Origin of the sequence: Kosakonia oryzendophytica (genome assembly GCF_900094925.1) — a bacterium.
In the GTDB taxonomy this organism is placed as follows: Bacteria; Pseudomonadota; Gammaproteobacteria; order Enterobacterales; family Enterobacteriaceae; genus Kosakonia; species Kosakonia oryzendophytica.
This window is the reverse complement of record NZ_FMAY01000009.1, coordinates 174467-190765: the sequence shown is the minus strand read 5'-3', so window position 1 is coordinate 190765 and position 16299 is coordinate 174467. Positions and strand designations below refer to the sequence as shown.

Genomic DNA, 16299 nt, shown 5'->3' with positions numbered 1-16299 from the left:
CTTTACAGTGTTTAACGTTAGCGACCGGCATAACAGAGTGCAAAGCATGTACAACACCGCAATAGTGTACCGAAATTTTGGCGACCCATTGGTGCGTTTACAAAGTGAAAAGCGCGAAACGGGGCCACTGGCGGCAGAGAATATGCGTGTCAAAATGACGTTTGCCCCGGTGAATGCCTCGGATTTGATCCCGGTAACGGGCGCGTACCGCCACCGCATCACCCTGCCTGCGGTCGCAGGCTATGAAGGCGTGGGCGTGGTGACTCAGGCGCCCGCCACTGCTGCACATCTGGTGGGAAGACGGGTGTTGCCTTTACGCGGCGAAGGAACATGGCAGCACTATGTTGATTGCCCGGCGGCCTTCGCCATTCCCGTGCCGGAGGAGATTGACGATACACTTGCCGCCAGAGCCTATATCAACCCGCTGGCGGCATTATTGATGCTGCAACACTACCCGCCCGTCGGCAGGCATGTCATCGTCACGGCAGCAGGGTCGGACTGCGCGGGTTTTCTCGCGCAATGGGCCTTACAGCAAGGCGCACTGAGCGTGACCGGTATTTATCGCTCGGCGATCCATGCCGACAGACTCGCGGCCAGCGGCATCAAACCCCTGTTGGAAACCGAAAGCGCGGCCATTGCGCAGGCGGCCGGTAATGCGGAAAGGGTGTATGACGCCACCGGCGGCGCGCTGGCACAACATCTGTTGGACACCATGCCGCATAGCGGGCAATTTATCAGCTACGGCCTGCTTTCCGGACAGCCATTCTCTCTTCGCCAGCATTTGCCTGTGGTGCACTGGTTTCATGTTCGTCATTATCTCAAGACCCTGCCCGCCGCAAAGTGGCAGGAGGCATTCCGCATGCTCTGGGCGTACCTGCGCCGCAGCCGCATCAGTGATGCAGAACGGTTCGATCTGCACCAGTGGCAGGCGGCCGTGCGGTTCTACCAGACACCAGGCAGAACCGCCAAACCGCTGCTGGAGATGCGCTAATCCCGATCGGCAGAACAGGCAACTTCACGCTGGCGTTCAATCTCCTGTAGCCGTGCGGAAAGCGACGCCGTCAGGTGGTGGTAAGCGATGCTGCCAAGCGGCACCCTGAACGGTGGCTGTGGCATTTCCACCACCTTGATCAAGGCATCAACCGTGCGTTCAGCGTCACCTTTAATGTCAAACGCACCGCTGGCAATCGCCCGTCGCACTTCACCAGCCGGTGTTTCATCGTAGACGGCCAGCGGGGTTGCATGATCCAGCCCCTGACCAAACCCGGTCGCCGTCGGGCCGGGTTCCGCAATCACAATATCGATGCCAAAAGGTTTCACTTCCTGCGCAACCGACTCCATAAACCCTTCAATACCCCATTTGCTGGCGTGATAAAGGCTGAAATTCGGGTAGGCCACCTGCCCGCCTTCCGAGGAGATCTGAACAATCCGCCCGCCGTTCTGCGCCCGCAACCACGGCAACACCGCGCGCACCAGTTGAATCGATCCGGTCAGATTGGTGGCAATCTGCCGTTCGATTTGCGCATCACTTATCTCTTCCGCCGCGCCAAACAGGCCATAACCGGCGTTGCTCACCACATAATCGATACGGCCACAGGCGGTAAAGGCGACCGTCAGTGCATCGCGCATCGCAGGGGTGTCCGTCATATCAAAACAGCATACGATTAATCGTTCCCCATAGTGTGCATACAGTTCGTCCAGCGACGCTGGGCGGCGAACACACGCCACAACCTTGTCACCCCGCGCTAACAGCTTACGCGTCATCAACAATCCAAGACCGGAGGAGGCCCCGGTAATCAGCCAGTTTTTCATCACATACCTCGTCGTCAACTCAACGTCTGTTAGCGTAAGTCGTCGCCAGTGCTATGATAAGTCACAACAATGCGCATGATATGGTGAGACATTTTCAACAATGAAACCGCCCGCTCTGAGTGATTTAAACGCCTTTGTGCTGGTTGCCCGGCATCGTAGTTTTCAGCGTGCCGCCAATGAACTGGGAGTTTCCCGTTCCGCGCTAAGCCACGCGATGCGTTCGCTGGAAAGCCAGCTAAACGCCCGACTACTGCACCGCACCACCCGCAGCGTCTCGCTCACACAGCATGGCGCGGCGCTGTTGCAACGGTTACAACCGCTGTTGAACGAACTGGACGACGTACTCGATGCCACGCGTCTTGGTGCGCAGACGCTGAGCGGAACGTTGCGGATCAATGCCAACGAAGGCGGCGCACGCTGGTTGTTGCAGCATGTCGTGGAAGGATTTCTGCATACGCATCCGCATGTGACGCTGGATCTGGTCACCGAAGGCCGGTTGGTGGACATTGTGGCAGAAGGGTTCGATGCGGGGGTGCGCCTGGCAGAATCTGTGCCCCAGGATATGATTGCTGTGCCGTTTGGTGGCCCGATCCGTTTTATCGCTATTGCCTCGCCGGGCTATCTCAGCTAGGCCGGAACGCCGCAAACACCGCAGGATCTGCATCAGCACCGCTGCATTTGCCAGCGCCTTCCTGGCGGCAAGCGCTACCGCTGGGAATTGATGGACCATCACAAACCGCTGTTAGTGGATGTGCCCGGAAATCTGTGTCTCGATAACAGTGCGCTGATGGTTGAAGCGGCGGTAAAAGGCCTCGGCATTGCGTTTGTACCGGAGCCTTACGCCCGCCAGGCCATTGCGCAGGGAGACGCCGTGTTGGTGCTGGAGTCCTGGTGCCCGCCCATTGAAGGGCTGTGCCTTTACTACTCCAGCCACCGCCAGATCCCGGCGACGTTGCAGGCGTTTATTACAGCCATCCGCGAAGCGAGTTAGCCGCCTGCAGTTTATAGCGTGTGAGCAAACTGCATCCAGCCCAGAACAACCACTCCTGCCGAAGAGGCGAACAATAACAGGTCCCTGAAGCCCGGTCGGTTCTTACGCATGGTGCGTGCGAGCGTGTTGCAGTGCAGCGTATTTTCAGCAAACTGTTGCTCAAGTGCGACCAATTTACGTTCTATACCCTCCGCTCTGTTTTTTACCGCTGCCAGTTCGCTTTTGCACTGATTCACTTGCCGGGCATATGTTTCGTTATTCGTTTCCAGTTCATGAAGTTGCTCAACCAGATATTGATACTGGCGCTGCTGTTGCGCCATATCGCGCTGAAAAGTAGTGAGCTGGTCATGGTGTGTTTCCAGCGCTCGAGCGTGCTCTTCAACCAGGTTTGCCTGCGCGAGCTTATCTTCAACCTGCTCTTTCAGATGCTCCAGCAGCAGCGTGAAGTTTTCCCGTACGCTCATATCAAAAGCGCTATCGTTCGATTCCAGATCCTGCAATTTGTCCACAATTGCGGCATGAAACCCTTTCAGCGCCTGGTTTTTCTCTGCGTTGATCTGCAACAGGCAACGCAACACCTCTTGCGTCACGCTGAGGCTGCCGCCAAGGCTTGCGATCATACCGGCCAAATCGGTGTCATTTTGCGTCGTGATAGACCCCGTCCAGCGACTAAAAAAACCGCGTTCATTAAAGGCGGCAACTTCACCCTGCACATCTTTCGTCTTCTCGAATTCGTCGTTCAGACGCAGGAGCAACGCATCAATATTGTGACGAAAATGGGCAACGGGATGCTGGCGCGCTGGCATGGCTGGCAATAAAGCAGTCACATTACTGTCCTTTTAATTTGGCTAAATCATCGGCAATGGAAAAACGCGTCAGTTTTACTACCCGCGACTGAAGTTGTTGCGTTTGCGCGCGCGTCTCATCAATAAACGCCACGGACGAACGGGCATATGCCGTGATTTCCGTCAGCAGACTTTCATTGGCTTCCATATTTTCCAGCAACTGTTGATGTGTTTTACGCCCCGCCTCAATAAATTGCGGCTCGGTATTGGCGACCAGCGTTAAGACCTGTGGCACAAATGACGATAAATAGTGGCTGGTCACACCAAAGCCAATCGCGCACAGCAATGAGGAGATATACGGCGCAAAAGGCGCAAGCGGCGCAAATAAACCCGTAATGCCGGACTCGATAATCGGCTCCAGCGCATCCCAGAAGATCAGAACGCCGCTGGTAATAATGATCTCAGAGGCTTTATCAATCATCTGCTGGCGCGTCATCGTTTTCGCGCCTTTTACCAATGCCATCGCCGACATGCCCAGTTCGTAGATATTTTTCGCCAACTGGTAGATTTTGCCGATCGCCTGACTCAACGCGTTAAGCACGAATTCAAAGATGCCTTTCAGAATCGACAGCGGGGCTTCAATGTACTGCTTAATGACACCCCAGACCGTATCCAGAAAGCGCGTTAATCGAACACGAAGCAGTGCTTTTGAGGTGATAAACAGATCCACCATTTCATCTTTCAGCGCCTTGATCATGGTGGTGGCAAGCCGTTCGAACACGTCCCATCCGACATTTAGCGCGGCTTCTTTCGCCGCGCCGACAGCCAGGGTAGCGGCGCTATCCAGCTTGTCCTTCATTTTTTTTGCTTCAATGTTAGAACGGGTGCCCTGCTCGTTTTTCAGTTCCTCTTTTTTATTCACCGGCGGCATTTCCGTTTTCAGGATATGCGCTTCAATCGCCGCCGCCGTTTCAACCGAATCGACGCTGATAAATTTTACCGTGCACCCTTCACTGAACTCGTCAGCCAGCTTATAGGGCTTTCCATTTCGTTCGGCTTGTTTATTTTCATTTAAATGACCGGCAATCCAGCGTGTGCGTAATTTGGCCGCATCACCAATATATTGCGCCACGCCCTCTTTATTAAAAACGACATAGACCCCCGGCGTGTCGGGAACATTTTTCAGCCCATCGGCCACACCGTTTGTGACGGTAAATTCACCATCAAACTTCATGGAGGCGATCGATGAAATACCGTGGCTGAATGTTTTAACAATGAGTTCTTTCCAGTTCACCCCACGGTTGGCGACTTCCAGTACGCTTTGCGCAGACGTTGCTTCCAGGGTGTCTGCCACGGTGACGGCTATTTTGGGGTTGTTCGCACCCGGTTGAGAATTCCGTTTATTGCGGTAACCCGCCACCAGTTTTCGGGTGACATTATCGACGGTTTTATCAATGATCGCGTTGGCCAGAGGATCCAGCGTCTGTAATTGTGGATACGCTTCATGGAGCGGTGATGAGGATATATCAGACATAGGCTGTGTGAACCTTTAGTGTCATTCGTGTGTAATCAATGTGCCGTTATGCAAATGGCATAACGAAAATAAGTCCTTCAGCTTACGCCATTTGCTGACGTAACACAGCTATCAGTTCCCGTAGCCCCGCGCTCCAGCGCGGGTACCCACAAGGCAAGCGCAGTTCGCCGCCTCGATGGGCGACGATTGCTGAACAGGAGTCAACGCCTGGTATTATGCTTCCCCCTCCCAGTAATCCACACCTTCGCCGTTAAAATCCACCCGGCGGAAGGTGTCGCGCCCGTCAACCCGGGCGCGGGCGAGAAATTTATCCGCATCGGGGTACTCGCAGATTTCCGGGCTTTCCAGGGTACTGATAGAGAGGTAACGCAGAAGCTGATCGGACGTATTAATAATCTGATGCGGCCAGTTTTTACCCGGCGGAATGCAGATAACGTCGCCCTCTTTAATGGCGCGTAACTCATCGCCAATGCGCAAGGTGCCGCTACCGTTGAGCACGATAAACATCTCCTCCTGCGCATGGTGTAAATGGAACGGGCAGGCGCGTTTACCCGGCGGCAAAATATCTATTGATGCGCCAAGCTTAGTGGCAGCGGTGCCGTTGGTCAGCGATCCCCCGCGCGACTCGTACAACGGCGGGCGGACAAAGGTCTCCATCTCAATCTCGTTGAAATTGCGGATAACAAAGGGTGGCAGCGTTTTGTCATTCATAGAGGATTCCTGAAAAAAGCGTTCCCTTCAGTATTGAAACACCCCATTCTGCCTGTCAATGTTCTCCGCCAGCATCGCATCGTAGAGGTTGGTCGCCGGATGGCAGCAATGCCATCCGGCAAGCGGTCTATTCCCCCGCCCGTCGCTGGTACTGCGCAAAGCGCAGCTTCGCATCCTGTTCGGTTTGCTCAAACAGTTGCCCGGCAAGCTCAGGCGATGTCCGCGCCAGCGCGGCATAGCGTACTTCGCCCATCAGGAACTCACGGAAATCCTCTTCCGGCTCTTCAGAGTCGAGCATAAACGGATTCTTGCCCTTTGCTGCCAGTTGCGGATTGTAACGCCATAAGTGCCAGTAACCGGACTCCACCGCCCGTTTGGCTTCACGCATGCTGCACCCCATCCCGGCTTTCAGGCCATGATTAATGCAGGCGGCATACGCGATCACCAGCGACGGCCCGGGCCAGGCTTCCGCTTCGGCAAGCGCCCGTAAGGTTTGCGCTTTATCCGCTCCCATCGCGATCTGTGCGACATACACATTGCCGTAGCTCACCGCCATCATGCCAAGATCCTTTTTACGTGTGCGTTTGCCTTCTGCGGCAAATTTGGCAATCGCCGCCACCGGCGTCGACTTCGAGGACTGACCGCCGGTATTGGAGTAGACCTCGGTATCAAACACCAGAATATTCACATCCTCGCCTGACGCGAGTACATGATCCAGCCCACCAAACCCAATGTCATACGCCCACCCGTCACCGCCGAGGATCCACTGGGAACGGCGGGTAAAATAGTCGCGGTTTTGATACAGACGGTTAAGCAAAACATCCTCGCCTTTTTCCTGCGCCAGCAGCGCGCTCAGTTGCTCGCTACGCTCGCGACTGCCCTCCGCACTCTCTTTATGCTCCAGCCACGCGCGTAACGCCTGTTGCAACGCGGAACTGACCGGCGCGACCAGCGCTGCGGTCACGTCGCTGGCGATTTGCTCACGTATTGCCCGCCCACCGAGCATCATCCCTAAGCCAAATTCAGCATTATCTTCAAACAACGAGTTAGCCCAGGCGGGCCCCTGACCTTTGTGGTTGGTGGTCCACGGGATCGATGGCGCACTGGCTCCCCAGATGGAAGAACAGCCGGTGGCATTGGCAATCATCATCCGATCGCCAAACAACTGCGTGATCAGCCGGGCATACGGCGTCTCGCCGCAACCAGCGCACGCGCCGGAGAACTCCAGCAGCGGCGTTTCAAATTGGCTGCCTTTAACCGTGGTTTTGTTAAACGGATTGGCTTTTGGCGACAGTCCCAGCGCATGATCCCAGATAGCCGCCATATGCCGCTGGCTCTCCAGCGGCTGCATACTCAGCGCTTTGCCCTTCGCCGGGCAGATATCCGCGCAGTTGCCGCAGCCGGAGCAATCCAGCGGTGAAATCGCCAGATGGTATTCATACCCTTTCGCCCCCTGCGCTGGCTTACTCAGCAGCGCCGTCGGTGCGGATTCGCGTTCGTCCGTATCGAGCAAGGCCGGGCGCACGGCGGCATGCGGGCAGATAAACGCGCACTGATTACACTGCGTACAGCCCTCCGGTTGCCAGACCGGCACTTGCAGGGCGATGCCGCGTTTTTCCCAGGCGGCGGTGCCGGTTGGAAAGGTGCCATCTTCCATGCCGATAAACGCGCTGACCGGCAGTGTGTCGCCATTCTGCCGGTTCATCGGCTCAAGGATGTCGCGGATGAAATCCGGCAGTAGCCGGGTATCCGTAGGCCGTTCCTCCTCCAGCGTCGCCCAACGTTCCGGCACCATCACTTCGTGAATCGCTTCCATCCCCAGATCGATGGCGGCGTTGTTCATCTCAACGATCTTTTGCCCTTTACGCCCGTACGATTTTTCTACCGCCTGTTTTAAATACTGTGAGGCGGTTTGCGGGTCGATAATGCCCGCCAGCTTAAAAAATGCCGACTGCATCAGCATATTGAAACGCCCACCCAGCCCCAGTTTGCGCGCGATATCCACCGCATTCAGGGTGTAAAAACGGATGCCCTGGCGGGCAATATAACGCTTCATGCTGTTGGGCAGGTTCGCCTCCAGATCCTCGCCGAACCAGGTGCAGTTCAGCAGAAAGGTTCCTCCGGGGTTTAACCCCTCCAGCAGATCATATTTATCGACATAGGATTGCTGTGAACAGGCGATAAAATCAGCCTTGTGGATCAGATACGGCGAGGTGATGGGACGCTCGCCAAAGCGCAAATGGGAGACGGTAATGCCGCCGGATTTTTTCGAATCGTAAGCAAAATAGGCCTGCGCATACATCGGCGTGTTATCGCCAATAATTTTGATGGCGCTTTTGTTGGCACTGACCGTGCCGTCTGAGCCCAGTCCCCAGAATTTACAGGCGGTGATCCCTTCGCGGGAGACCTGTACATCCTGCATGGGCAACGGCAATGAGGTGTGAGTGACGTCGTCGAAAATCCCCACCGTAAAGCCATCCTTCGGTAACGGTTTTTTCAGGTTTTCAAATACCGCCACAATATGTCCCGGCAACACATCTTTGCCCCCCAGCGCATAACGCCCCCCTACAATCAGCGGCGCGTTGTCGTGGTGGTAAAAGGCGTTTTTTACATCCAGACATAAGGGTTCGGCCTGCGCACCCGGCTCTTTTGTGCGATCGAGCACAGCAATACGCTTCACGCTCTGCGGGATACTGGCAAAAAAGTGCGCCAGTGAAAACGGGCGAAACAGATGGACCGTCACCAGCCCGACTTTCTCCCCGCTATCGATCAGCGCATCCACCACTTCGGAAACGGTGTCACACACCGACCCCATAGCAATGATGATTTGTTCCGCGTCTTCCGCGCCGTAATAATCAAACAGGTGATATTCGCGCCCGGTGATAGCGGCGATCTCCGCCATATAACCTTCAACAATATCCGGCAACGCAGCATAGTAGCGGTTGGCCGCTTCGCGCTCCTGAAAATAGATATCGGGGTTCTGTGCCGTACCGCGGATCACCGGGTGATCGGGGTTAAGGGCGTTGCGGCGAAAACGGTCCAGCGCGTCGGTATCCAGCAGTGGGGCCAGCTCGTCATACTCCAGCACGTCAATTTTCTGGATCTCATGGGAGGTGCGAAAACCGTCAAAGAAGTTGATAAACGGCACACGACCTTTAATGGCCGCCAGATGGGCCACCGCCGAAAGATCCATCACCTGCTGCACATTGCTCTCTACCAGCATGGCGCAGCCCGTCTGGCGAACGGCCATCACATCCTGGTGGTCACCAAAAATGTTCAGCGAATTGGCCGCCAATGCCCGGGCGCTCACATGAAACACCCCCGGCAACAGCTCTCCGGCGATTTTATACAGATTGGGGATCATCAACAGCAGCCCCTGCGAGGCGGTATAGGTGCTGGTCAGCGCCCCGGCCTGTAACGCACCGTGCACCGCCCCGGCAGCACCAGCTTCGGACTGCATCTCCATTAACCGCACCGGCTGACCAAACAGGTTTTTCTTACCGGCGGCGGCCCACTCATCCACGTATTCCGCCATTGGCGTGGAGGGGGTGATGGGGTAAATCGCCGCGACATCAGTAAAGGCATAGGCGATCCATGCCGCCGCCGCGTTGCCATCCATTGTTTTCATCTTTCCGGTCATTGCTCGTTCCTCGAATGTGAGAGGCCTGGTCCGTGGGCTATTGCACAGCCTGTGCCAGCTCATTTATTCGTGGAAATACAAGCGATTACTAAGCATCTCACAAAAAACATTGCATGGAATAAGACAGTGAAAGCGACATCCTGTTGAACAGCCGACAAAGTGTCGTGCACCGGGCACACGCCGCCGCCAACAAACACGATTGTCCGGTTTCATACAAATGGTCTGGTGATTGTTTACTCTTTGCCCTTCCCGCTCAGGCAGCGAAAATATAAAAACCAATATAATCAATTAATTAATAAATATGGCATGGCTGGTATGTTCCCTGCACAAGGGTATGTGGCAAACACACAACCCACAGGAGAAACACCATGACCATGCGTCAATGTGCGATTTACGGTAAAGGCGGTATTGGTAAATCCACCACCACACAAAACCTTGTTGCTGCCCTCGCCGAGATGGGCAAAAAAGTGATGATCGTTGGCTGCGATCCGAAAGCCGACTCCACCCGTTTGATCCTTCACGCCAAAGCACAAAACACCATTATGGAGATGGCGGCGGAAGTCGGCTCCGTGGAAGACCTGGAGCTGGAAGACGTGCTGCAAATCGGTTACGGCGGTGTGCGCTGCGCGGAATCCGGCGGCCCGGAGCCAGGCGTGGGCTGCGCGGGGCGCGGGGTGATCACCGCCATCAACTTCCTTGAAGAAGAAGGCGCGTATGTTCCCGACCTCGATTTCGTGTTTTACGACGTGCTCGGTGACGTGGTGTGCGGTGGTTTCGCCATGCCGATCCGTGAAAACAAAGCGCAGGAGATCTATATCGTCTGCTCCGGCGAAATGATGGCGATGTACGCTGCCAATAACATCTCCAAAGGCATTGTTAAATATGCCAAATCCGGCAAGGTGCGCCTCGGCGGGCTGATTTGTAACTCCCGTCAGACCGACCGCGAAGACGAGCTGATCATCGCACTGGCGGAAAAACTCGGCACGCAAATGATCCACTTCGTGCCGCGCGACAACATCGTGCAGCGCGCCGAAATCCGTCGTATGACGGTGATCGAGTATGACCCTACCTGCAAACAGGCGAATGAATACCGCACGCTGGCCAGCAAGATCGTCAACAACACCAAAATGGTGGTACCGACCCCCTGCACCATGGACGAGCTGGAAGCACTGCTGATGGAGTTCGGCATTATGGATGTGGAAGACACCAGCATCATCGGTAAAACCGCCGCCGAAGAGAACGCGGCCTGAGGCCTCCTGATCGAAGGAATAGCACAATGAGCAATGCAACAGGCGAACGTAATCTGGACATCATCCAGGAGGTGCTGGAGGTTTTTCCGGAGAAGACGCGCAAAGAACGCAGAAAGCACATGATGGTCACCGATCCGGAGCAGGAAAGCGTCGGTAAGTGCATCATCTCTAACCGTAAGTCACAGCCCGGCGTGATGACCGTGCGCGGCTGTTCTTACGCCGGTTCTAAAGGGGTGGTGTTTGGGCCGATCAAAGATATGGCCCACATCTCACACGGCCCGATCGGCTGCGGTCAGTACTCCCGCGCCGGTCGGCGTAACTACTACACCGGGGTCAGCGGCGTGGACAGCTTCGGCACGCTGAATTTTACCTCTGATTTTCAGGAGCGCGACATCGTGTTTGGCGGCGACAAAAAGCTGACCAAACTGATTGAAGAGATGGAAATGCTGTTCCCGCTGACCAAAGGCATCTCGATCCAGTCGGAATGCCCGGTGGGCCTGATCGGTGACGATATTGAAGCCGTTGCCAACGCCAGCCGTAAAGTGCTGAACAAACCGGTGATCCCGGTGCGCTGCGAAGGGTTTCGCGGTGTGTCGCAGTCTCTCGGGCACCATATTGCCAATGACGTGATCCGCGACTGGGTACTGGATAACCGCGAGGGTAAACCGTTCGAATCCACCCCATACGATGTCGCAATCATCGGTGATTACAACATCGGCGGCGATGCCTGGGCATCACGTATTCTGCTCGAAGAGATGGGATTACGGGTGGTGGCGCAGTGGTCCGGCGACGGCACGCTGGTGGAGATGGAAAATACCCCCTTCGTGAAGCTCAATCTCGTGCACTGCTACCGCTCCATGAACTACATCTCCCGTCATATGGAGGAAAAACACGGTATTCCGTGGATGGAGTACAACTTTTTTGGCCCGACCAAAATCGCCGAGTCACTGCGGAAAATCGCCGATCAGTTTGATGACACCATTCGCGCCAATGCTGAAACGGTGATCGCCCGCTATCAGGCACAAAATGACGCCATCATCGCCAAATACCGGCCGCGTCTTGAGGGGCGCAAAGTGCTGCTCTATATGGGCGGTTTACGTCCGCGTCATGTGATAGGCGCTTATGAAGATCTGGGGATGGAGATCATCGCCGCAGGCTACGAGTTCGCTCATAACGACGATTACGATCGCACCCTGCCGGAGCTGAAAGAAGGCACGCTGCTATTTGATGACGCCAGCAGTTATGAGCTGGAAGCGTTCGTTAAGGCCCTGAAGCCGGATCTGATCGGCTCCGGCATCAAAGAGAAGTACATCTTCCAGAAAATGGGCGTGCCATTTCGCCAGATGCACTCCTGGGATTACTCCGGCCCGTACCACGGCTATGACGGTTTCGCCATTTTTGCCCGTGATATGGATATGACGCTCAACAATCCCGCCTGGGGTCAGTTGACCGCGCCGTGGCTGAAATCCGCCTGACTTTTATCCTGCTATCCCGTCTGTTCACCGATTTGTGGCGCGGGAGGAGAACACCATGAGCCAAACTGTTGAGAAAATCCATAACTGTCATCCGCTGTTCGAACAGGATGCCTACCAAACGTTGTTTAGCGGTAAACGGGGAATGGAAGAAGCGCACTCGCCGGAGCGGGTGCAGGAAGTGTTCCAGTGGACGACCACACCGGAATACGAAGCACTGAACTTTAAACGCGAAGCGCTGACCATCGATCCCGCCAAAGCCTGCCAGCCGCTAGGCGCGGTACTCTGTTCGCTGGGATTCGCCAATACCCTACCCTATGTGCACGGTTCTCAGGGGTGCGTAGCTTATTTCCGCACCTATTTTAACCGTCACTTTAAAGAGCCGGTGGCCTGCGTATCGGACTCCATGACCGAAGATGCCGCCGTGTTCGGCGGTAATAATAACCTCAATACCGGCCTGCAAAACGCCAGTGCACTGTACAAACCGGAGATCATCGCCGTCTCCACTACCTGTATGGCGGAAGTGATCGGCGACGATTTACAGGCCTTTATTGCCAACGCCAAAAAAGACGGTTTTCTTGATGCCGCCATTCCGGTGCCATACGCCCACACACCGAGCTTTATCGGTAGCCATATTACTGGCTGGGACAATATGTTCGAGGGTTTTGCCCGCGCCTTCACCGCCGATTATCAGGGGCAGCCAGGTAAGCTGCCGCGCCTCAATCTGGTGACCGGTTTTGAAACCTATCTGGGTAATTTTCGCGTGTTGAAACGCATGATGGAACAGATGGACGTGCCCTGTAGCCTGCTGTCGGATCCTTCAGAGGTGCTGGATACCCCGGCGGATGGCCATTACCACATGTATTCCGGCGGTACCACGCAACAGGAGATGCGCGAGGCACCCGATGCTATCGACACACTGCTGCTGCAACCCTGGCAACTGGTGAAAACCAAAAAAGTGGTGCAGGAGATGTGGAACCAGCCAGCGACAGAGGTCACGACACCGATTGGCCTGGCGGGCACCGATGCGCTGCTGATGACCATCAGCCAGCTTACCGGCAAGCCGATTGCCGATGCGCTGACACTGGAGCGTGGCCGCCTGGTGGATATGATGCTCGACTCCCATACCTGGCTGCACGGCAAGAAATTCGGTCTGTTTGGCGACCCGGATTTTGTGATGGGGCTGACCCGCTTCCTGCTGGAACTGGGTTGCGAACCGACGGTGATCCTCTGTCATAACGGCAGTAAGCGCTGGCAGAAAGCGATGAAGAAAATGCTCGACGACTCACCGTATGGTCAACAGAGCGAGGTCTTTATCAACTGCGATTTGTGGCATTTCCGTTCGCTGATGTTCACCCGCCAGCCGGATTTTATGATTGGCAACTCCTATGGCAAGTTCATTCAGCGCGACACCCTCGCTAAAGGCGAACAGTTTGAAGTACCGCTGATCCGCCTGGGCTTCCCGTTGTTTGACCGCCATCATCTGCACCGCCAGACGACCTGGGGCTACGAAGGCGCGATGAGCATCCTGACGACGCTGGTTAACGCGGTGCTGGAGAAAGTGGACAAAGAGACCATCAAGCTTGGCAAAACCGACTACAGCTTCGATCTTATCCGTTAACCATCACAGCCCCGTCACTGACGGGGCTCAGGGAGGCACTATGCCAGTCATTATCATTCGCCAGCGTGGCAACGATCTCTACTGCTATATCGCCAAACAGGATCTGGAAGCGCGGGTTCTGCACATCGAACATGACACCGCCCAACGCTGGGGTGGCGTGCTTTCTCTGGAGGGCGGACGCCGTTATTACGTGAATGAGCAGCCAGGTCGCCCTGCGTTTCCGATCAGTTTGCGCGCCACCCGCGATGCGCGGGTGTAAGGAGGTGTTCCATGTTTGACAACGACAGACTTTTCTGGCGGATGCTGGCGCTGTTTCAGTCTTTGCCGGAGCTTCAACCTGCGCAGATTGTCGCCTGGCTGACCGACGAGCGCGACGAGACATTAACCACGGATTATCTGGCGTCGCTGAATACGCAGCAACTGGAGGCGCGATTCCCCTATGCACATGCACTGATGTCCAGAGGGCGCTGGAGCCGGGTAAGAGCCTGTCTGCGCGGTGAATTACCAGCGCATCTTACTGTGCAAGCGCCAGACGCGCGGCGTCCGCAGTTAATTGCCGCTTTTTGTTCGCAGGATGGCCTGACGATCAACGGTCATTTTGGTCAGGGCCGCCTGTTCTTTATCTATGCTTTTGATGATCAGGGGTACTGGCTGCATGATTTACGTCGCTACCCCGGCAGTCAGGAAGATAAAGAGCCGAATGAGAGCCGCGCCCGCTTACTGGAGGATTGCCACCTGCTGTTCTGTGAAGCGATTGGTGGCCCGGCTGCGGCGCGCCTGATCCGCCATAATATTCACCCCATGAAAGTCTCACCGGGTTTTACCCTTCTCTCGCAGTGCGAGGCGCTCAAAACGCTGCTTGCCGGACGGCTGCCCCCCTGGCTGGCTAAACGACTGGAGCGCGATAACCCTCTGGAAGCGCGCGTGTTTTGACGCCTTCTCATCCCCCCGTTCGCGGGGGATTTTTTTGACGTAGGCATTACGTCAATTGTTCGTTTTGTCGCAAAGCCAACATAAATTTTCCCTTACAAATCAATCACTCGCTTCTGGCCTGCGATTTGCAACACCACCGGTAACCCAATCCATACATGAGGTGACTATGAAGGGGAATGAGATTCTCGCACTGCTTGATGAGCCCGCCTGCGAACACAACCATAAACAAAAAACCGGCTGTAGCGCCCCCAAACCCGGCGCCACCGCTGGCGGCTGTGCCTTTGATGGCGCGCAGATCACCTTGTTGCCGCTGTCCGATGTGGCACATCTGGTGCACGGCCCGATCGGCTGTACCGGCAGTTCCTGGGACAATCGCGGCAGCCTGAGCTCCGGTCCGGCTATCAACCGACTGGGCTTTACCACCGACCTTAACGAGCAGGATGTGATCATGGGGCGCGGTGAGCGCCGCCTGTTTCATGCGGTGCGCCATATCGTCAACCGTTACCACCCGGCAGCAGTCTTTGTCTACAACACCTGCGTCCCGGCCATGGAGGGCGACGATATTGATGCCGTCTGCCAGGCGGCGGCAACCGCCACGGGCGTGCCGGTGATCGCCGTGGATGCGGCGGGTTTTTATGGCAGTAAAAATCTCGGCAATCGCCTGGCCGGTGAGGTGATGGTGAAGCAGGTGATCGGCAGTCGCGAGCCGTCGCCCTGGCCGGACGATACCCCCTTTTCCCCGGCGCACCGCCACGATATCGGGCTGATTGGCGAGTTCAACATTGCCGGGGAGTTCTGGCATATCCAGCCGTTGCTTGATGAGCTGGGGATCCGTGTACTGGGGAGTCTTTCCGGCGACGGACGATTTACCGACATTCAGACCCTGCACCGGGCGCAGGTCAATATGCTGGTCTGCTCGCGAGCGCTGATTAACGTTGCCCGCGCGCTGGAACAACGTTATGGCATACCGTGGTTTGAGGGCAGTTTCTACGGCGTGCGCGCCACCTCTGATGCTTTACGCCAGTTAGCCGCCCTGACCGGTGATGAGGATCTGATCGCACGAACGGCAGCGTTAATCTCCCGCGAAGAGCAGCACGCCGAACGGGCTCTGGCCCCGCTGCGCGAGCGGTTACGCGGTCGCAAAGCACTGCTGTACACCGGTGGTGTGAAGTCCTGGTCGGTGGTCTCCGCGTTACAGGATTTGGGGATGACCGTGGTCGCCACCGGCACCCGCAAATCAACCGAAGAGGATCGGCAACGCATCCGTGAACTGATGGGTGACGAGGCCATCATGCTCGATGAGGGCAACGCCCGTACGCTGCTGGATGTGGTGTACCGCTACCAGGCGGACATGATGATCGCCGGTGGACGCAATATGTACACCGCCTACAAAGCGCGGTTGCCGTTTCTGGATATTAACCAGGAGCGTGAGCATGCCTTCGCCGGCTATCGCGGCATCGTCACGCTGGCCGAACAACTCTGTCAGACCCTGGAAAGCCCGGTCTGGCCGCAAACCCACGCTCGCGCGCCGTGGCAATAAGGAGTCGATA

At 56.0% G+C, this 16299-nt stretch carries 12 protein-coding genes and 1 pseudogene; 8 read left to right on the top strand and 5 right to left on the bottom strand.

From position 1 onward, the window contains the following. Window positions 1-46 precede the first annotated feature (46 nt). Window positions 47-991, top strand: a complete 945-nt coding sequence (locus tag GA0061071_RS16360; protein WP_088237525.1) for a zinc-dependent alcohol dehydrogenase family protein — start codon at window positions 47-49, stop codon at window positions 989-991. Here GA0061071_RS16360 and GA0061071_RS16355 read toward each other — a convergent pair. Continuing rightward, complete coding sequence (locus GA0061071_RS16355; protein ID WP_209446739.1) at window positions 988-1812, bottom strand: SDR family oxidoreductase; 825 nt, start codon at window positions 1810-1812, stop codon at window positions 988-990. The two genes, GA0061071_RS16360 and GA0061071_RS16355, sit on opposite strands and share 4 nt — an antisense overlap. Window positions 1813-1912: 100 nt before the next feature. Here GA0061071_RS16355 and GA0061071_RS16350 point away from each other — a divergent pair. Then, window positions 1913-2803: pseudogene (locus GA0061071_RS16350) on the top strand (LysR family transcriptional regulator). Window positions 2804-2814: 11 nt separating this feature from the next. On the opposite strand, the gene GA0061071_RS16345 reads toward GA0061071_RS16350, so the two are convergent. The 4 genes from GA0061071_RS16345 to nifJ all read right to left on the bottom strand — a co-directional run bounded on the left by GA0061071_RS16345 (window position 2815) and on the right by nifJ (window position 9473). Beyond that, window positions 2815-3630: a coiled-coil domain-containing protein gene (locus GA0061071_RS16345; RefSeq protein WP_088237523.1), complete on the bottom strand. Its 816-nt coding sequence runs from the start codon at window positions 3628-3630 to the stop codon at window positions 2815-2817. Window position 3631: 1 nt separating this feature from the next. Then, window positions 3632-5122: a GIY-YIG nuclease family protein gene (locus tag GA0061071_RS16340; RefSeq protein WP_088237522.1), complete on the bottom strand. Its 1491-nt coding sequence runs from the start codon at window positions 5120-5122 to the stop codon at window positions 3632-3634. Window positions 5123-5335: 213 nt separating this feature from the next. After that, window positions 5336-5833 (bottom strand): cupin domain-containing protein, encoded by a 498-nt coding sequence (locus tag GA0061071_RS16335; protein WP_088237521.1) that lies wholly within the window; start codon window positions 5831-5833, stop codon window positions 5336-5338. A 127-nt stretch (window positions 5834-5960) separates the two neighbouring features. Beyond that, complete coding sequence (nifJ, locus tag GA0061071_RS16330) at window positions 5961-9473, bottom strand: pyruvate:ferredoxin (flavodoxin) oxidoreductase (protein WP_088237520.1); 3513 nt, start codon at window positions 9471-9473, stop codon at window positions 5961-5963. A gap of 368 nt (window positions 9474-9841) precedes the next feature. Here nifJ and nifH point away from each other — a divergent pair, with 368 nt between their 5' ends. The 6 genes from nifH (at window position 9842) to nifE (ending at window position 16289) form a co-directional block, all read left to right on the top strand. Beyond that, window positions 9842-10723 carry a nitrogenase iron protein gene (nifH, locus tag GA0061071_RS16325; protein ID WP_061495732.1) on the top strand — a complete coding sequence of 294 codons (882 nt, stop codon included), beginning with the start codon at window positions 9842-9844 and terminating at the stop codon, window positions 10721-10723. Window positions 10724-10749: 26 nt separating this feature from the next. Next, window positions 10750-12198 (top strand): nitrogenase molybdenum-iron protein alpha chain, encoded by a 1449-nt coding sequence (nifD, locus tag GA0061071_RS16320; protein WP_088237519.1) that lies wholly within the window; start codon window positions 10750-10752, stop codon window positions 12196-12198. A gap of 55 nt (window positions 12199-12253) precedes the next feature. Further along, on the top strand, window positions 12254-13816 hold the full coding sequence (gene nifK / locus GA0061071_RS16315; RefSeq protein ID WP_061495727.1) for a nitrogenase molybdenum-iron protein subunit beta: 1563 nt from the start codon (window positions 12254-12256) through the stop codon (window positions 13814-13816). Between the two features lie 40 nt (window positions 13817-13856). Beyond that, the gene (nifT, locus tag GA0061071_RS16310; protein WP_088237518.1) at window positions 13857-14075 is read left to right on the top strand and encodes a putative nitrogen fixation protein NifT; all 219 of its coding nucleotides are present in this window, start codon (window positions 13857-13859) and stop codon (window positions 14073-14075) included. Window positions 14076-14086: 11 nt separating this feature from the next. Then, window positions 14087-14749 carry a NifB/NifX family molybdenum-iron cluster-binding protein gene (locus GA0061071_RS16305; protein WP_061495723.1) on the top strand — a complete coding sequence of 221 codons (663 nt, stop codon included), beginning with the start codon at window positions 14087-14089 and terminating at the stop codon, window positions 14747-14749. Between the two features lie 166 nt (window positions 14750-14915). Continuing rightward, the gene (nifE, locus tag GA0061071_RS16300) at window positions 14916-16289 is read left to right on the top strand and encodes a nitrogenase iron-molybdenum cofactor biosynthesis protein NifE (protein ID WP_061495721.1); all 1374 of its coding nucleotides are present in this window, start codon (window positions 14916-14918) and stop codon (window positions 16287-16289) included. The last annotated feature ends 10 nt before the right edge of the window (window positions 16290-16299 follow it).